The sequence below is a fragment of the Proteiniclasticum sp. genome (assembly GCF_032054185.1).
Lineage (GTDB): Bacteria > Bacillota > Clostridia > Clostridiales > Clostridiaceae > Proteiniclasticum.
Window position 1 is genome coordinate 1 of the sequence record NZ_DAMBTF010000039.1, and the last position, 15,587, is coordinate 15,587.

Sequence of the window (15,587 nt, forward strand, 5' to 3'; positions counted from 1 at the left end):
AAGTTCACTTTGTTTTTTACCTATATTCTGTTTAATTTTCAAAGAACTTGTTTTTCTTTCTCATCACTTGTCTCAAGCGACTTGTCTATAATATCACGGCATCCATCAAAGTGTCAACAACTAATTTGTATTAATTTCTCATAAAAATTAGTATATTTACTACAATTCACATTCCGCTAGAGGCGCAACATAAAACGAAATCAGGTCTTAATATTTCCTTACCGTGTTCTACAATCATACACGATTAACAATTCATTTACAATTAAAATTCGATTTGTTAACAGTCTATTCATTTGATATTCAAACCTTCTTCACGAAAGAAAAATAGAACCGGATGAACCGGCTCTAGAGCAGTAGAAATTCTGATGCTCGATCTAGAAAATGAGGAATCCGATGAAACCGGCCAGAACAATCATAAGAATAGGATCCATCTTCAGTTTATAACTGGCAAAGAATGCTGCTGCAAAGATCAGTATGCTCTGTATATTGACAAACACATCGCCCATCAGAGACAGTGCAGCTGCAGCAATGAGTCCGATGGCTCCTAGTCTGATGAACTTCAGGACACTCTGCACATAGATTCCGTCTTTGAATCTCATAAAAAGCCTTGCGATGATATAAACAATGATGACCGACGGCATAATGACACCAAGGGTTGCAAACATCGAACCCACAACGCCCGATGTCTTATATCCCACATACGTTGCAGTATTGATGGCTATAGGTCCAGGTGTAGCCTGACTGATACCGATGATGTTCAGGAAGGATTCACGTGTCAGCCATCCGTTGATGTCAACGACTTCTCTCTGAATCATTGGGAGCATAGCATATCCTCCACCAAAACTGAACAGTCCGATTTTAAAGAAGGTTGTAAACAGACTAATCAAGACTTCCATTTTTTCTCCTCCTTATCACAACAGCTGCTACACCGATCACCATAAGTGACAGTATCACATAGACCGGACTCACCTTAAGAAATGCCACAAGCACAGCCACAGCGGCAGGCAGAAGGAAATTCTTCCGGTTTACCTTCGCCGCTTTACTGAGGTTAATCACAGGAACTGCGATCAGTGCAACCACAGCAGGTCTTATTCCCTTGAATATTCTTTCGACTATAGGATTGGATTCAATGCCTATAAATACAGAAGCCACAAGGATGATGATGATGAATGAGGGAAGTGTTGCACCAAGCACGGTAAAAATGATTCCGGGAATCCCCATCATCTTATATCCGGTGAAAACACTGATGTTTACCGCCAGTGGTCCCGGTGCAGACTGAGCCACTACCACCATGTCCAGAAAATCTTCCTCTTTGATCCACTTTTTTCTGTTCACCACTTCTCTCTGTATAAGAGGGAGCATTGCATAGCCCCCACCTATGGTAAAAGCGCCGATCTTAAAAAAGGAGACGAACATTTCAAATAATAATTTCATATTTACCCCTTACCCTTTCTAATCGAAAATCTCGATGGTTTTGAACTGTGAATTGTAGAGCTTGAAATACTCCCCACGCATCTTCATCAGCTCGGTATGATTTCCTTCTTCTTCTATTCCTTCTTCAGTCAGAACAATGATTCTTTCTGCATTTCTTATCGTCGCCATTCTATGGGCGATGATGAATGTGGTTCTGTCCTTCGCCAGTTCATTGATGGATTCCTGTATGACCGCTTCACTCTTGTTGTCCAGTGAAGAAGTCGCTTCATCCAGAATGAGGATCGGCGGATTTTTCAGAAACATTCTGGCTATGGAGAGCCTCTGCTTCTGGCCTCCTGAAAGCTTGACTCCTCTTTCTCCTATATAAGTATGGAACCCTTCAGGCATTTCCATGATGAATTCATAGGCATTGGCTTTTCTGGCTGCCTGAATGACTTCCTCCTCTGTTGCTTCAAGATTGCCGTAGAGGATATTCTCAAATACAGTTCCGCTGAAGAGGAATACATCCTGCTGGACGATTCCGATATTTCCCCTCAGGCTTTCCATGGTGACCTTCTGAATATTATGGCCATCAATAAGGATGCTTCCACCCGACAGCTCATAAAATCTTGGAATGAGGTTGCATAAGGTGGTCTTTCCCACCCCGCTGGGCCCTACGATTGCAACAGTCTGACCGGCCGGAACTTCAAGATTGATGTTTCGAAGGACAGCCTGACGGTCACCATAGGAAAATCCTACATTTTCAAACTTTACATTACCCTCAACGTTTTTCAGAATCTCGGCATCCGGCTCGTCTACAATATCCGGTGTAATGGCCATGACTTCAGTAAACCTCCTGAATCCTGCCATACCTCTTTGAAACTGTTCCACGAAGTTCGCAAGCCTTTTTACCGGCTGTATGATGATCCCCATATAGATGATGTAGGCAAAGAGATCGCCCAGATCGATTTCCCCTCGGTAAAGGAAGTATCCTCCGAATGAAAGTGTAGTCAGATTCAGTATGTTGGAGAAGAAATTGATTCCTCCGCTGAAAATACCCAGATATCTGACGCTTTTCGTTCTCAGAACTTTAAAGCTGTCATTTCCCATGTCAAATTTCTTTTCTTCATAGGATTCATTGGTGAAGGACTTGACTACTCTTACTCCTGATATGGAATCTTCAAGACCGGCATTGATGTCGGAAAGCTTTTCCCTCATCTGTCTGAAGGTTTTTCTCATCTTGCTGTTATAGAACACTGCAAACAGTACAAGAAACGGTACTACCGTAAATACGATCAGTGTCAGTCTGACATTGATGCCCAGAAGAAGGAAGAAAGATCCGAAAAGCATCAGAGTGGAGATAAAGATATCTTCAGGGCCATGATGGGCAAGCTCCGAGATCTCATTGAGATCATTGACGAGTCTTGACATGATATGACCTGTCTTGGTTTCGTCATAGTACTTAAAAGAGAGCTTCTGAAGATGACTGAACATATCTTTTCTCATATCATATTCCATTTTGACACCCAGAAGATGCCCATAGAAGCCGACGATATAATCAAGAACAAATCTGAAGATATAAAGAAATACCATTGCGATGGATATTCTGATCAGAAGTGTGATGTTATTGTCCGGAATGATTTCATTAATGAATATTCTTGTGATCTGAGGAAAGATCAGATCAGTGGCAGCAATGAGTGTGGCTGCAACCATATCTAGAAGAAAAAGCCATTTGTGCGGCTTATAGTATTCGATAAACTGCTTTATCATGATTTCACCTGCATTTCATTATATTAATTATTAGATACACTCAATTATAACAAATCAGATTTTTATTTGTGGGAATCCGGAAAAATCTGTTCTGGTTTTCCTCATATCTCAACTTGAGGTGAGGCTATTTCTAAAGAAGGGCATAATCGACAAAGTAAATATAACAAATTAATACCAAAACTAGTATAATTTAACTATAAACAAAATGGGTCTTCGACCTAAAAATGGAGGTTATTATGCATATATTTGCACATAGAGGAAACTCCTCTGTCTATCCAGAAAATACAATGATCTCATTCCGTTCGGCTGTAGAATTGGGCGCCGACGGAATAGAGACCGATATACATCTCACAAAGGACGGAATACTCGTCATCACCCATGATGAGGAAATCAGCCGGGTATCTGATGGTACAGGTATGGTGAAGGACATGACCTACGAAGAGCTTCAGAAATTCGATTTCGGACTCTGGAAAGGTGAAGAGTTTAAAGGAGAGAAGATTCCTACACTGGACAGCCTTCTTGATCTTCTCGAAGGAACAGAGATGGTCCTCAACATCGAAATCAAGATGGGCTTTGTACTCTATCCCGGAATCGAAGAAAAGCTCCTGGAAACCATAAAATCAAGGGGTTTCATGGAGAGGGTCATTTTCTCCAGTTTCAACCACTATTCCCTCGCCAGGTTGAAAGGACTTGATATGAGCGCTAAAGTCGCTCCACTCTATGAAGAAGGTATCTTTGAGCCCTATAACTATGCCCGGACCTTCGGCGCGGACTATATCCATCCCTACTATAAATCAGTAGAGCAGTCCATCATCGAAGAATGCCACAAAAAGGGGATCGGCGTCAATCTCTGGACAGTGAACGATAAAGAAACTGCAGAATATCTGAAAAGCATAGGCGTCGACGCAGTCATCACTGATTATCCTGAAGTTCTCATCAAAAGCATAAGGAGCTGAGCACATGGAAAATAAACTCAACTATAAAAAGACCTTTATCTTAGGCTTCGGTTTTTTTGCCATCAGCATCACATGGAGCGTATATAACGCATTCATGCCCCTGCTTCTCGGCAACTATCTGAAGAGCGCCGCACTCATAGGATTCATCATGACCATAGACAATTATCTTGCACTCTTCATCCAGCCTACGGTAGGGTTCTATTCAGACAAGATCAAGACAAGATTCGGCCGCAGAATGCCTTTCATCATGATCGGTATGCCTCTTGCAGCTTTGTTCATGTTCCTCATTCCAAATACCAAGAGCCTGGCATCTCTTATATTTGCCCTGCTCTTCATGAACCTTTCCATGAGCATCTACCGCTCACCGGTCATTGCGCTCATGCCAGACATCACGGCAAAGCAGCACCGCTCAAAATCCAATTCCATCATCAACTTCATGGGTGGCGTTGGTTCACTCATAGCGTATTTCATCGGTGGAAAATTATATGAGCTCAACGAAGGATATCCTTTTATCCTCTCTGCAACACTTATCGTCTTCTCCTTCATAGTCCTTTTCACAAGAATCAAAGAACAAAGAGACGTCCTTCATTACGAAGCTGCTGAAGAGAAGAGAAATCTTTCAGAAGGCCTGTCCATTGCACTGAGAGACAAAAGCACAAGATATCTTCTCCTTGCCATCTGCAGCTGGTTCATCGGCTTCAATGGAGTCGAAACTTTCTTCACAAAATACGGTGTGAGTTATCTTGGCATAAAACCTTCCGATGCGACGCTGACCTTATCCTTCATTTCACTAAGCTTCCTTATCTTTGCGATTCCGGCAGGACTCATCGGAACGAAGATCGGAAAGAAGAATACCATCAGAATCGGCATCATCGGTGCAGTCATTCTCATGCTGGGTGTGTTCTTTATAAAGCCGGGTACAGATAATATGCTTCTCTTTATGAGAATCCTCTTCCTCGGTATCGGTTTTTCCTGGGCTTCCATAAACATCAATTCCTATCCTCTGGTTGCAGATATGAGTCCAGTGGGACTACTCGGAACCTACACAGGAGTCTACTACCTGTTTTCATCCATTGCGAACATCATATCCCCACCACTTCTAGGGGGTCTGATCGATCTCATCGGTTACCAGATTGTCTTTGCCTATGGCGCATTCTTCTTTGCCCTGGCATTTGTCTTCATCAGCAGGGTACATGACAAAAGAGTGGAGAACACTCAGTAGAGTTTAGAATAATGCTTCCAGATAACTGAAAATGCCCATTACGATAAAACTCGTAATGGGCATTTCTCTTTCACCTAATTATGTTCAGCAGATCTTTCATACACTGTAAAGCTGACGGAGATGCCCGACACTTCATCGGTCGCATCTTCTCGGCTCACTTCCTTGAACCCCTCAATCATCTCCAGCGGGAAATAGGTGTCTCCTTCGAAAGACCTGTTCACCCATGTGATGTAGAGTTTATTGCATTTCGGAATAAACTTTCTGAAAATCTCACCACCGCCTATGATGAATACTTCTTCATCAAGGTTTTCGTAGTCCAGTACATCCTCAAGACTATGGATCAGTTTTACGCCATCAGGTACTTTATATTCCTCACTTCTTGTGAGAACAATCAGTTCTCTGCCCTTCAGCATCCCGGGAAGACTTTCAAATGTTCTTCTGCCCATAATCATTTTCTTTCCCATGGTCATGCGTTTGAAATAGCTGAGATCGCTGGGTATTCTCCAGGGAAGATCCCCGTTCTTTCCGATTACGCCATCTTTTGTTGCTGCTACGATGAGACTGAACATTATACCGACACCTCCATTTTAATCTTACCCAAGTGCTCATAACCTTCCAGCTTGATGTCATCTATTGTAAAGTCATAGAAATCGTTGATTTCAGGATTGATCCAGAGCTTAGGCGGATTAGGTGCCTCTTCTCTTGAAAGCTGCTCTTTCATCCCTTCTATCTGATTTTCATAGATATGGGCATTGTTTATGACATGGGTGAACAGCCCAGGTTCATACCCCGTCACCTTTGCGATGAGATGCACAAGTACAGCGTACTGCGTCATGTTGAACGGAATACCCAGCGGCACATCTCCTGATCGTTGAACCAGCATGCAGTTCAGCCTGTTGTCCGTCACATCCCACATGGTCATGAATGCACAAGGGTAGAGCGATCCGCCGTCAAGATGAGGAATCTGCCAGAGGCTCATGATCATCCTTCTGTCCTGAGGATTGTTTTTCAGGCTATGAATGAGTCTGTCCACCTGATTGTATTCCTTGACCACCCAGCCGTAGGATGTACCGATTGTTCCGTCTTCCTTCATCCACTCATCCCAGATATGCACATTCTCCTCCTGGAGCTTCAGGACAGAATTACTCTGATCTCTGTAGATCCATAGAAGTTCCTTGACTGCAGTCTTGAACCCCACAAACTTTGAGGTCAGAATCGGAAATCCTTTCTCAAGGTCAAACTGCATGATTTTATGGGGGAGCTTATATGTACTTACACCTGTCCGGTTGTTGTCGTAGTAACCGTGATCCAGAATATCTTTCACCATATCCAGATACTGTCTGTCTGCATTATTCATATTGAAAACCTCCTGCTAAACCCGTTTCTAATTATTTATTTTACTTATTGTCGCTATAGCAACCTAAATGACGCTGAATGTCGCTATTTGTTAACACTAATCTTACAGTAGAATCCCCCCCGATTCAACATTCTTTCAAAAGTGAATCCGGCAGTATAACGATGAATTCCAGTATGTTTCTGGCATCATTTATTATATTCACGTGATGGAACCTTTGTGCTGGAAACTCTTATCCATGATTTCATCATTTTATAATTGTAAAGTCGTTTCAGCGGCATCTGACTCCTACATTCTATAGAAAGAAAAACAGCCGGGCAACTTAATGCTCGGCTGTAAATTTCCGTATTTGCTATATTAAGGGGTACGAGTTAGCTTTTCCTTCTGACAGCTAAAATAGGCCTAGTCTGCCAGTATTCTCTTTTCGCCTTCCAGCTCTCTGATGCCTTTGACGTTCTGGGTCACTTCAAGTGTCCCCATGTATTTGCCGTTGTCGTCTCTGATCGCATAGTAGTTGATCAGGATGAACATTCCTCTGGAATTGATCCAGAAGCTTTCCTCATCTTTTATTCCAGCCTTGAAATCAGCCAGAAGCTTTTCAACTGTTCCTACACTCTGTGGCGGATGACAGTTCTGTACGGTTCTTCCTATGACAGACTTGGTTCTTGCAAAGATTCTTTCTTTCGCAAGATTGAAATACTTGACCGTATCCTTCTCATCAATGAATGTGACATCCACAGGAAGTGCATTCAGAACTTTTTCAAGTTCCTTGACGGTAAGGAATCCTATGCCGAATCTGACATTTCCTTCTGGAGTCTCTTCCTTCTTCTTTGTGATTCCTCCGATGAAAGATACTCTGTCCGGTGTCCATTTCCCTTCCGGAGAAACAAGGCAGTATCCGACTTCTTCACTGTCGTCTGCAATTTCCAGCCACTCGTCTTCAGTGAATTTATCCAGGATCATAGGAATCAGAATCTGCTCTTCCTTGAAGATCATCTCCTTGATTCTGACAATAAGGGGATTGGCTCTTTCACGGAGCCCTTCACGGTCTTCATCTATAATCATCTGCTTGACCGCTTTGATTTCAGCACGGATTTCATCATCCACACCCCACATAACCTTTGGCGGTGCACTCATACCATACTTTTCCATGTACGGGAAAATGATGTTTTCCTTTCTTGAATAATGCTTGTCGATATCCCAGAGCATATTCATGTCCTGCAGAAGAAGGTTCTTCACAGGAGCTTCCGGGTGATTGATGAAAGCATCCATTTTCGGCATGATATCCTCATCAAGAAGACTGGTCAGCGCGTAGTTCTCTTCTCTAAGAACTCTTACAGGGTGTCCGATGCTTTCCTCTTCTTTGCTTCTTGTATGGACTTCATCTACTGATCCCTTGAAGATATCCGCATGGACATCACAAAGGTTCTGGATTTCTTCAACGGTCATTCCTTCCGCTATGAGGTTCTGCTCCATCTGAGAAATCTCATAGGAAGATACGCCCTGGAAGTTGGCCCTGAATTCTTCTTTCACCACATCTGGAGATACTCCCTCATGCAGCTTGAGAATCATTCCCTTTAGAAGTTCCTGTCTCTTGTTTCTGTTGGTGTCGCTCATTTCTCTGTTATTGATTACGTTGCTCATATTCCCTCCACCTGTTTCGTCTCTTCTGAGACTGTAATAGTGATTTCTCTATTCCGAAAAGCTTCAATGATGTTCTCCATAGGTATTCCCTTAGCAGCTGAAGCCTTCGGCAGCGTCATGATCTTACCCATGGTTTTCAGCATGACGGGATTAACGATTTTATCAAATCCGAGATCTTTCAGTGCCTCTGTAGCTTCAGGACATTTTGTGACAATATCCAGAATACTGTCGTTTATATCAATGGTCAAAATCAATCAACTCCTACTTAACTATGGCTCTATTGTAATATGATGTTCATTGCTAAAACTTTGACCTAAATCAAAATTATTAAATTAAATCTTCACAACACATAAATCATACCATTTTACTCGGGATTTGGAAATAAAAATTTCGATATTTTTCTCGATTTTTTTACCTGTTCTTAACCACTTTCAGCCCAAAGTCTATTATAATATAAATATAGATTGAATATTTAGATAATTAAGGAGGAATCATAATGTCGAGAGTAGTATTCTATCACAGGAGATTCAAAGTCCTTCAGATAGGTCAGTCATCTTACATCATCGTAAGAAAATATACCAGAAACTACAGTGAACATTCTCATCTGTCCTCACTCCAGGGGGCAATCCAGCTCATCAGACTCATCGATCATGGACTGATGCCAGACTCAGACTACCTTAAAGAATCTGCAAGAAGGATTCTGAAAGACAAGGAATTCAATCGATTGAAAGCCCTCAGCTAGAAAATAAGAAATCCCTGAAGAGAGAGATTATTCTCCTTCAGGGATTTTATTCACTTTCTGATCTGACCGTTTCCGAATATGATGTATTTGGTTGTGGTCAGCTCTTTTAGCCCAACTGGTCCTCTTGCATGAAGCTTCTGAGTGGATATCCCCATCTCTGCGCCCATGCCCATTTCCGAACCGTCTGTAAATCTGGTGGAAGCATTGACATATACTGCTGCAGCATCCACTTCATCCAGAAACCTCATGGCACGGTCGTAGTCCTTTGTAATGATGGCTTCCGAATGTCCTGTCCCGTACTTTTCGATATGGTCCATGGCTTCATCAAGATCCTTCACCGTCTTAAGTGACATGGCAAGGTCCAGATATTCTGTCGCATAATCTTCTTCATTTGCTTCCTTGAACTCCGGAATGATCTTTCTCGCACGCTCATCCGCCATCACCTTTACACCGTAAGGCCTGATCCTCTCATGAAGAAGAGGCAGGAACTTATCAGCGACACTGTCCTGAACGAGGAGAGATTCCATTGCATTGCATACTCCGGTTCTCTGGGTTTTGGCATTTATGATGATTTCAATCGCCATATCAAAATCGGCAGTTTCATCCACATAGACATGACAGTTGCCCACACCGGTTTCGATTACGGGGACTGTCGCCTCTTTCACCACTCTCTGAATCAGCTTCGCACTGCCTCTTGGTATGAGGACATCCAGATATTCATTCATTCTCATGAATTCTCCTGCTACCTCATAGGAGAGATCTTCGATAAGCTGTACCATATGAGGATCATGTCCCAGCTCCTTCAGTGTGTCCTGTATGATTGCGACCAGAATCTTATTGGATGTAATCGCTTCTTTACCCCCTCTTAAGATCAGCGCATTGGAGGATTTAAGACATAGCGCAGCTGTATCTATGGTCACATTGGGTCTTGATTCGTAGATAATGCCTACAACACCAAGCGGTACACTCTTTTTACCTACCTTCAGTCCATTGGCCAGGGTTTTCATCTCGGAGATTTCACCCACAGGGTCTTCAAGCTTTTCCACAATGGAAAGGCCATCTTTCATGGAGAGAATCCTTCCTTCATTGAGAAGAAGTCTATCCATTAGTGCTTCTGAGAGGCCGTTTTCCTTGCCTTTTGCAAGATCCGCCTCATTCGCGGCAATAATTTCATTTTTTCTCTTTACGAGATTTTCACCCAGTGTATGAAGAATCAGATTCTTCTCAGTGGTGCCGAGCCTTGAAAGTTCTCTTGCGGCCTTCTTGGCGCTTATTCCGATTTCCTGAATCATCTTTTTTCTCCTCCTACAAATAATGTCCCCACTTTATCCCCGTTAAGGATTTTTTCAATGGCTTCGTTACTGCTTCCATTAGCAAGAACCACATGGATGCCTCTTTTTGTGGCATATTTTGCCGCTTTGATTTTCGTGATCATTCCCCCGGTCCCCAGTTTAGTGGACGAGTCCTTGGCAATGGACTCAATCTGATCGTCAATTTTTAGAACCTTATCCATGAGCTCAGCATCCGGATTGAGTTTGGGGTCGTCCGTATATAGTCCGTCGATATCCGATAAAAGAATCAGAAGATCTGCATCCACAAGACCTGCAACAACCGCAGACAACGTATCATTGTCTCCAAATATGATTTCATCCGTGGAGATGGTGTCGTTCTCGTTGACGATGGGAATGATGTGGTTTCTCAAAAGTTCTCCGAAAGTGTTCTTCGCATGATATTTCATGAGCTTATCCGTCTCGACCTGCTTTGTGACAAGAATCTGTGCCACCTGATAGTTGTATTCATGGAAGAACTTCTGATACATGTTCATAAGCACAACCTGACCTACCGCAGCAGCAGCCTGCTTGCCCTGAATATCCCTTGGTCTTTCACTAAGATGCATCCTCTGAGCGCCCACTCCGATGGCCCCGGAGGAAACAAGGACAACTTCATATCCTCTATTTTTGATGTCGGAGAGCATCCTTGCCAGATGTTCCATTCGATAGATATTGATGAGACCGCTTTCATGGGCGATGGTCGATGTGCCCACCTTGATCACGACCCTTTTTATTCCCCTAAGCTCTTCTCTTTCCATCTCTCATCCATCCTCACTCTGTTTTCTTACGTTTTACTTATTCTAAATTTACTGACTGCAATAATCAAGTCATTTTGCGCATTATTCCGGAAATGAAGGCAGTAAACGATTCAAAGTCTTATGAACGGCAATGTTTGCCCTGTAAAACTGCAATTTATATATCCCTTCTTTTCCCTGTTCTTCAGTGAAGTGAAAGAAGACATCTCATTTTCACAAGATGTCTTCTACAGCGTCTCTTAAACGATCTCCTCGCTTCTTGGTCTCTTTACGATATATTTGTGATAGATTTCATCAACGACCACTGCAATGGCATTGTCACCGGAAACATTGGCTGCGGTACCGAAGCTGTCCTGAGTCAGATACAGTGTGACAAGCAGCTGACCGATCGTACCTGTCGGATCGATTCCCACTATGGTCAGGAACGGCAATGCGCTCATGATGGCTCCACCAGGAGCTCCTGGTGCTGCGACCATAGCCACGCCAAGCATGGCGATGAATCCTGCCATAAGTCCGAAACCATGAGGAAGACCATACATGAGAAGTACAGCCGTGACGCAGCTTGTTATGGTGATGATGCTTCCGGCAAGATGAATCGTTGCACAAAGTGGCACGACGAAATCTCGGATTTCCTTGGATACCCCGTTCTTTCTTGCACATTCCACGTTGACGGGAATGGTCGCTGCAGAAGATTGGGTACCGATGGCTGTAACATAACCGGGTATCTGATTCTTTATCAGTGTCAGAGGGTTCTTCTTTGTGAAGGAACCTGCTGCAAAGAACATGACGCTCACGTAGGATAGATGCAGGAGAATGACCACGACAAATACTTTCCAGAAGATGGAAAGCACCGAGAATACTGCTCCTGAGTAACTGAGATTCATGAAGTTACCGAAGATGTATATCGGAAGACCCGGGATGATGAGTGAATTCAGAAGCTTCGTGATGATTTCGCTGAAATCCTTGAAGAAGCCGTACATCATCTGTCCCTGCCCTTTTCCTCTCAGGTAGGAGATGCCGATTCCGAACATGAAGGAAAATACGATAGCTGCAGTCACATCAAGCATAGGACTGAGCGGAATGGAGAAGAGCGTAGTCAGGCCGCTGCCCGACTCACTGATTTTTTCAACAAGTTCCGGACTGATGAATGAAGGAAAGAAAGCCGATGCCACAATATAGGCTAAGGTTCCTGCCACAAGTGTGGAGCTGTAGGCGATGATTGTGGTCACACCAAGAAGCTTTCCAGCCCCTTCTGTAAGATCCGCAATACCGATGATGACGTATCCAAGAATCATGAGCGGAATGATGAAGGCCAGAAGCGAACTGAAGATCCCTGAAAAAGTAACCGGTATTCTGAGCAAAGCCTCCGGCAGAAATTTCATCTGCCCCACCAGAATACCGAGAATAATGGCGATGATGAGTTTCGGGACAAGTCCCAGTTTTTTCTTTGTCATGATGGTTTCCCCCTAGTTTGGCCTCTGATATACTCCGCAACACACTATGCTGGTCAAAGGCTTTTTTATTGATATGTCCTTCCGCCTAATACAAGTGTATTCACAACGAGAATGTTTTGATTATACGCTACCCAAATGGGGTTTGGCAATAGCTTTTTACACTTTATGTTTACTTTTTGGAAACATTTAGGGAAAGAAAAAAAGATAGGGAATAGCACATCACTCTCTGCTCTTCCATATCTTTCTCTTTTATTCTCTGTCCAGTTTTACTATTTCCCGAAATGGATCCCGTTCTCCCTTAATGAGATTCTGAATTATCTTTGCACCAGCCATGCTGTATACTGTCCCGTTCCCTTCATAACCCAGAATATAGAAATGATTGGACTTTGTAGGGTCTGCACCTAAAAGCGGAAGTCCGTCTTTTACTCGTCCAAAAAGAGCATTATAGCTGTGATCCACATCCAGCAGAAGCTCATCTGCCATCATGGCCGATACATCTTTCTTAAGCTCTTCCATTTTTCTTTCGATGTAGACCTCATCATTCATCACCTCGTCCACATCCTCATCAAGGCCCCCAGCTATGATTCTTCTATCCTTGCTTGTCCGAAGATACAGATAAGGATCTTTCGTTTCCCAGATCATGACCTCTTCAGGCCAGGGCTCATGCTTTAGTGGAGTGGACACAAGTACATAGGTCCTGCTTATGCTGATCATGTCTCTGACCAGATTGTATTTCTTCGCATAGCCTGTCGCAAAGATGCAGTACCTGAATGAGATGGTATGTCCTGTGAATGTCTGGATTGTGTTCTCTTTCACCGAATCCAGATCAATCTCGGTATTCGGATAGATGGTGACCCCTTCCTTGAGATTATGTTTCGTCACGCCTCTTATGAAAGCCACAGGATCCATATCTGCATCCCCTTCTGTAAGTAGTGCACAGGGACACTTCACCCTGTACATTCTGAGCGCTTCCTCTTCAGTAAGGTAAGATACGCTCATTCCCTGAATCCTCTGCGCTTCATATTCTTTTTTGATTTTTTCCACATCCTCGGGCGTTGAAGCGCAGTACAGACTCTTTCTTCTGCGCAGATTATCCAGTCCAAGCCTTTCGTCGATTTTAAAAAGATCATCAAGAGCAGCTTCGCACATCTTATGGAAGCTCCTGGCTTTCTCCTCTCCGATCTTATCAATGAATTCCGACAGCATGGTGTCGCTCATGACCTGCAGAAGCCCCGTATTGGCACTGCTGCTGCCTTCAGCGATATTTTTCGCATCTGCCATAACAATTTTGAGACCTTCCACCTGACTAAGCATATAGGCGCTTAGAGTACCTGACATTCCAGTTCCGATGATGAGGACATCTGTTTCAATATCCTCTCTCAGAGGCGTAAGATCAAAAGGATTGTCTTTCTTATCCCAGTATGTCATTCCGTTTATAAGCTTCCTCATCCGAAATCTTCTCCTTGCTGTAAGCTGCTGATCCTTAATGAAAGATTATACTTCTATCTAAGTTCGTTCTGATGGTTATAGAGGATGCCAAGGACAGTCGCTTCTCTTTTCATCCACTCTCTGCTTTTCGGATCTTCTGTCAGGATTCTCTCATTATTCCTGTAAGCTTCTTCCACACTCACCCATTCGGGGGTCAGGCAGAGTTCCTCTTCGTAGTCGCTGAGACTCGGTGCACATACATTTTCCGCACCTTCACAGAGATAGTAGTGGGAGACCATTTCAAAAACGTCATCCGGCTGCATGAAGTCGGCTCTTCGTTCTGTAATCTGACCCAGCTTTTTTTCGAATCTTTTCATCTCACATCCGGTTTCTTCCAGAAGCTCCCGTCTAAGGGTATCTTCATGTGTTTCCCCGGGTTCGATACCGCCGCCCGGGAATTTGAAGTCCCCGTTCACCGTACGGACCATGAAGATCATGTCCTTATCCATAAGGACTGCCCGTACTGCTTCACGACGATACACCTTTCTATTTTGCACTTCCTCTTTTCCCATTCCGATAAGCAGATCAAACTCCATAATATCCTCCATCTGATTTCTGTCTGATTTCCATACTTCAATTGTATCATCAGAACGTTCAGTCTAAAAGAGATCCGATCGAGCAGTTTAAGATCGAAAAAACCCGCTTAAGGCACATACATACCTTAACCGGGTTTCTTCAATAATGATTATGGTGCCCCATGGGCGACTCGAACGCCCGACCAATGGTTTCGAAGACCAGTACTCTATCCATCTGAGCTAATGAGGCTTAGTCTGTGATATGAAAAAAACCTGCATCCAGCAGGTTTAATGGAGCGGGTGAAGGGAATCGAACCCTCACGACCAGCTTGGAAGGCTGGAGTTCTACCATTGAACTACACCCGCAAATGGAGCGGAAGACGAGATTCGAACTCGCGACGTTCACCTTGGCAAGGTGACGCTCTACCACTGAGCCACTCCCGCTGATTTGGTGCAGATGAAGGGAGTCGAACCCCCATGCCTCTCGGCGCTAGATCCTAAGTCTAGTGCGTCTGCCAATTTCGCCACATCTGCATGATCAAGTATTTAATTGGCTGGGATAGCTGGATTCGAACCAACGAATGCCAGAGTCAAAGTCTGGTGCCTTACCACTTGGCGATATCCCATCAGAAAATAATGGGGTGAACGATGGGACTCGAACCCACGACAACCAGAATCACAATCTGGCGCTCTACCAACTGAACTACGTCCACCATAATGGTGCGTCTTAAGAGATTCGAACTCCTGGCCCACGCCTTAGAAGGGCGTTGCTCTATCCAGCTGAGCTAAAGACGCAAATGGAGCGGAAGACGAGATTCGAACTCGCGACGTTCACCTTGGCAAGGTGACGCTCTACCACTGAGCCACTCCCGCACGATAGAGATATCTTATAAATGGTCGGGGTGACAGGGATTGAACCTGCGACCTCATGCTCCCAAAGCAC

At 43.8% G+C, this 15,587-nt stretch carries 15 protein-coding genes and 8 tRNA genes; 3 read left to right on the forward strand and 20 right to left on the reverse strand.

The annotated features are described in order from the left end of the window. Positions 1 to 374: 374 nt before the first annotated feature. The 3 genes from RTX25_RS13810 to RTX25_RS13820 are packed head-to-tail and all read right to left on the reverse strand — an operon-like array spanning position 375 to position 3,183. On the reverse strand, positions 375 to 896 hold the full coding sequence (locus RTX25_RS13810) for a chromate transporter (RefSeq protein ID WP_312654499.1): 522 nt from the start codon (positions 894 to 896) through the stop codon (positions 375 to 377). Next, on the reverse strand, positions 880 to 1,434 hold the full coding sequence (locus RTX25_RS13815) for a chromate transporter (protein WP_312654500.1): 555 nt from the start codon (positions 1,432 to 1,434) through the stop codon (positions 880 to 882). The genes RTX25_RS13810 and RTX25_RS13815 overlap by 17 nt, the downstream gene beginning before the upstream one ends. Positions 1,435 to 1,452: 18 nt before the next feature. Then, entirely contained in the window at positions 1,453 to 3,183 is a 1,731-nt protein-coding gene (locus tag RTX25_RS13820) for an ABC transporter ATP-binding protein (RefSeq protein WP_312654501.1), read from the reverse strand. Between the two features lie 236 nt (positions 3,184 to 3,419). On the opposite strand from RTX25_RS13820, the gene RTX25_RS13825 reads away from it, so the two are divergent. Both RTX25_RS13825 and RTX25_RS13830 read left to right on the forward strand, forming a co-directional pair. Further along, positions 3,420 to 4,139 (forward strand): glycerophosphodiester phosphodiesterase, encoded by a 720-nt coding sequence (locus tag RTX25_RS13825; RefSeq protein ID WP_312654502.1) that lies wholly within the window; start codon positions 3,420 to 3,422, stop codon positions 4,137 to 4,139. A 4-nt stretch (positions 4,140 to 4,143) separates the two neighbouring features. Beyond that, positions 4,144 to 5,361, forward strand: coding sequence for an SLC45 family MFS transporter (locus RTX25_RS13830; protein ID WP_312654503.1), 1,218 nt, complete (start codon positions 4,144 to 4,146; stop codon positions 5,359 to 5,361). Positions 5,362 to 5,435: 74 nt separating this feature from the next. Here the strand turns inward: RTX25_RS13830 and RTX25_RS13835 are convergent, their stop codons facing one another. The 4 genes from RTX25_RS13835 to RTX25_RS13850 all read right to left on the reverse strand — a co-directional run bounded on the left by RTX25_RS13835 (position 5,436) and on the right by RTX25_RS13850 (position 8,607). Continuing rightward, positions 5,436 to 5,930 carry a dihydrofolate reductase gene (locus RTX25_RS13835; RefSeq protein WP_312654504.1) on the reverse strand — a complete coding sequence of 165 codons (495 nt, stop codon included), beginning with the start codon at positions 5,928 to 5,930 and terminating at the stop codon, positions 5,436 to 5,438. Further along, positions 5,930 to 6,718 (reverse strand): thymidylate synthase, encoded by a 789-nt coding sequence (locus RTX25_RS13840; RefSeq protein WP_312654505.1) that lies wholly within the window; start codon positions 6,716 to 6,718, stop codon positions 5,930 to 5,932. Before RTX25_RS13840 ends, RTX25_RS13835 begins: the two co-directional genes overlap by 1 nt. A 399-nt stretch (positions 6,719 to 7,117) precedes the next feature. Further along, positions 7,118 to 8,359, reverse strand: a complete 1,242-nt coding sequence (locus RTX25_RS13845) for a DUF438 domain-containing protein (RefSeq protein ID WP_312654506.1) — start codon at positions 8,357 to 8,359, stop codon at positions 7,118 to 7,120. After that, positions 8,356 to 8,607 (reverse strand): DUF1858 domain-containing protein, encoded by a 252-nt coding sequence (locus RTX25_RS13850; protein WP_312654507.1) that lies wholly within the window; start codon positions 8,605 to 8,607, stop codon positions 8,356 to 8,358. The genes RTX25_RS13845 and RTX25_RS13850 overlap by 4 nt, the downstream gene beginning before the upstream one ends. A 248-nt stretch (positions 8,608 to 8,855) precedes the next feature. Here RTX25_RS13850 and RTX25_RS13855 point away from each other — a divergent pair, with 248 nt between their 5' ends. Further along, positions 8,856 to 9,101, forward strand: coding sequence for a hypothetical protein (locus tag RTX25_RS13855; protein WP_312654508.1), 246 nt, complete (start codon positions 8,856 to 8,858; stop codon positions 9,099 to 9,101). 50 nt (positions 9,102 to 9,151) lie between these two features. Here RTX25_RS13855 and RTX25_RS13860 read toward each other — a convergent pair whose 3' ends face one another. The 13 genes from RTX25_RS13860 to RTX25_RS13920 form a co-directional block, all read right to left on the reverse strand. Beyond that, positions 9,152 to 10,393, reverse strand: coding sequence for a glutamate-5-semialdehyde dehydrogenase (locus RTX25_RS13860; RefSeq protein WP_312654509.1), 1,242 nt, complete (start codon positions 10,391 to 10,393; stop codon positions 9,152 to 9,154). After that, a complete protein-coding gene (gene proB, locus RTX25_RS13865; RefSeq protein ID WP_312654510.1) occupies positions 10,390 to 11,190 on the reverse strand; it encodes a glutamate 5-kinase in 801 nt (266 codons plus the stop codon). Before proB ends, RTX25_RS13860 begins: the two co-directional genes overlap by 4 nt. Before the next feature lie 236 nt (positions 11,191 to 11,426). Further along, on the reverse strand, positions 11,427 to 12,641 hold the full coding sequence (locus RTX25_RS13870; protein WP_312654511.1) for a dicarboxylate/amino acid:cation symporter: 1,215 nt from the start codon (positions 12,639 to 12,641) through the stop codon (positions 11,427 to 11,429). Positions 12,642 to 12,890: 249 nt separating this feature from the next. Then, positions 12,891 to 14,090 (reverse strand): FAD-dependent oxidoreductase, encoded by a 1,200-nt coding sequence (locus RTX25_RS13875; RefSeq protein ID WP_312654512.1) that lies wholly within the window; start codon positions 14,088 to 14,090, stop codon positions 12,891 to 12,893. 53 nt (positions 14,091 to 14,143) lie between these two features. Next, positions 14,144 to 14,665: an NUDIX domain-containing protein gene (locus tag RTX25_RS13880; protein WP_312654513.1), complete on the reverse strand. Its 522-nt coding sequence runs from the start codon at positions 14,663 to 14,665 to the stop codon at positions 14,144 to 14,146. 152 nt (positions 14,666 to 14,817) lie between these two features. Next, a tRNA-Arg gene (locus RTX25_RS13885) sits at positions 14,818 to 14,894 on the reverse strand. 42 nt (positions 14,895 to 14,936) lie between these two features. Then, positions 14,937 to 15,010, reverse strand: a tRNA-Gly gene (locus RTX25_RS13890). Between the two features lie 3 nt (positions 15,011 to 15,013). After that, positions 15,014 to 15,088 (reverse strand) — tRNA-Gly (locus tag RTX25_RS13895). 5 nt (positions 15,089 to 15,093) lie between these two features. After that, positions 15,094 to 15,178: transfer RNA gene (locus RTX25_RS13900), tRNA-Leu, on the reverse strand. 17 nt (positions 15,179 to 15,195) lie between these two features. Further along, a tRNA-Gln gene (locus RTX25_RS13905) sits at positions 15,196 to 15,270 on the reverse strand. Positions 15,271 to 15,281: 11 nt separating this feature from the next. Further along, positions 15,282 to 15,357: transfer RNA gene (locus tag RTX25_RS13910), tRNA-His, on the reverse strand. A 5-nt stretch (positions 15,358 to 15,362) separates the two neighbouring features. Continuing rightward, positions 15,363 to 15,439: transfer RNA gene (locus RTX25_RS13915), tRNA-Arg, on the reverse strand. Positions 15,440 to 15,442: 3 nt separating this feature from the next. Then, positions 15,443 to 15,517: transfer RNA gene (locus RTX25_RS13920), tRNA-Gly, on the reverse strand. Between the last annotated feature and the right edge of the window lie 70 nt (positions 15,518 to 15,587).

What these genes read in the sequence shown, in the direction of transcription:
- RTX25_RS13880 (WP_312654513.1), bottom strand. Translation starts at nt 14,665, where the DNA reads ATGGAGTTTGATCTGCTTATCGGAATGGGAAAAGAGGAAGTGCAAAAT.
- RTX25_RS13855 (WP_312654508.1), top strand. Translation starts at nt 8,856, where the DNA reads ATGTCGAGAGTAGTATTCTATCACAGGAGATTCAAAGTCCTTCAGATA.
- RTX25_RS13845 (WP_312654506.1), bottom strand. Translation starts at nt 8,359, where the DNA reads ATGAGCAACGTAATCAATAACAGAGAAATGAGCGACACCAACAGAAAC.
- RTX25_RS13835 (WP_312654504.1), bottom strand. Translation starts at nt 5,930, where the DNA reads ATGTTCAGTCTCATCGTAGCAGCAACAAAAGATGGCGTAATCGGAAAG.
- RTX25_RS13840 (WP_312654505.1), bottom strand. Translation starts at nt 6,718, where the DNA reads ATGAATAATGCAGACAGACAGTATCTGGATATGGTGAAAGATATTCTG.
- RTX25_RS13820 (WP_312654501.1), bottom strand. Translation starts at nt 3,183, where the DNA reads ATGATAAAGCAGTTTATCGAATACTATAAGCCGCACAAATGGCTTTTT.
- RTX25_RS13815 (WP_312654500.1), bottom strand. Translation starts at nt 1,434, where the DNA reads ATGAAATTATTATTTGAAATGTTCGTCTCCTTTTTTAAGATCGGCGCT.
- proB (WP_312654510.1), bottom strand. Translation starts at nt 11,190, where the DNA reads ATGGAAAGAGAAGAGCTTAGGGGAATAAAAAGGGTCGTGATCAAGGTG.
- RTX25_RS13870 (WP_312654511.1), bottom strand. Translation starts at nt 12,641, where the DNA reads ATGACAAAGAAAAAACTGGGACTTGTCCCGAAACTCATCATCGCCATT.
- RTX25_RS13875 (WP_312654512.1), bottom strand. Translation starts at nt 14,090, where the DNA reads ATGAGGAAGCTTATAAACGGAATGACATACTGGGATAAGAAAGACAAT.
- RTX25_RS13810 (WP_312654499.1), bottom strand. Translation starts at nt 896, where the DNA reads ATGGAAGTCTTGATTAGTCTGTTTACAACCTTCTTTAAAATCGGACTG.
- RTX25_RS13860 (WP_312654509.1), bottom strand. Translation starts at nt 10,393, where the DNA reads ATGATTCAGGAAATCGGAATAAGCGCCAAGAAGGCCGCAAGAGAACTT.
- RTX25_RS13830 (WP_312654503.1), top strand. Translation starts at nt 4,144, where the DNA reads ATGGAAAATAAACTCAACTATAAAAAGACCTTTATCTTAGGCTTCGGT.
- RTX25_RS13825 (WP_312654502.1), top strand. Translation starts at nt 3,420, where the DNA reads ATGCATATATTTGCACATAGAGGAAACTCCTCTGTCTATCCAGAAAAT.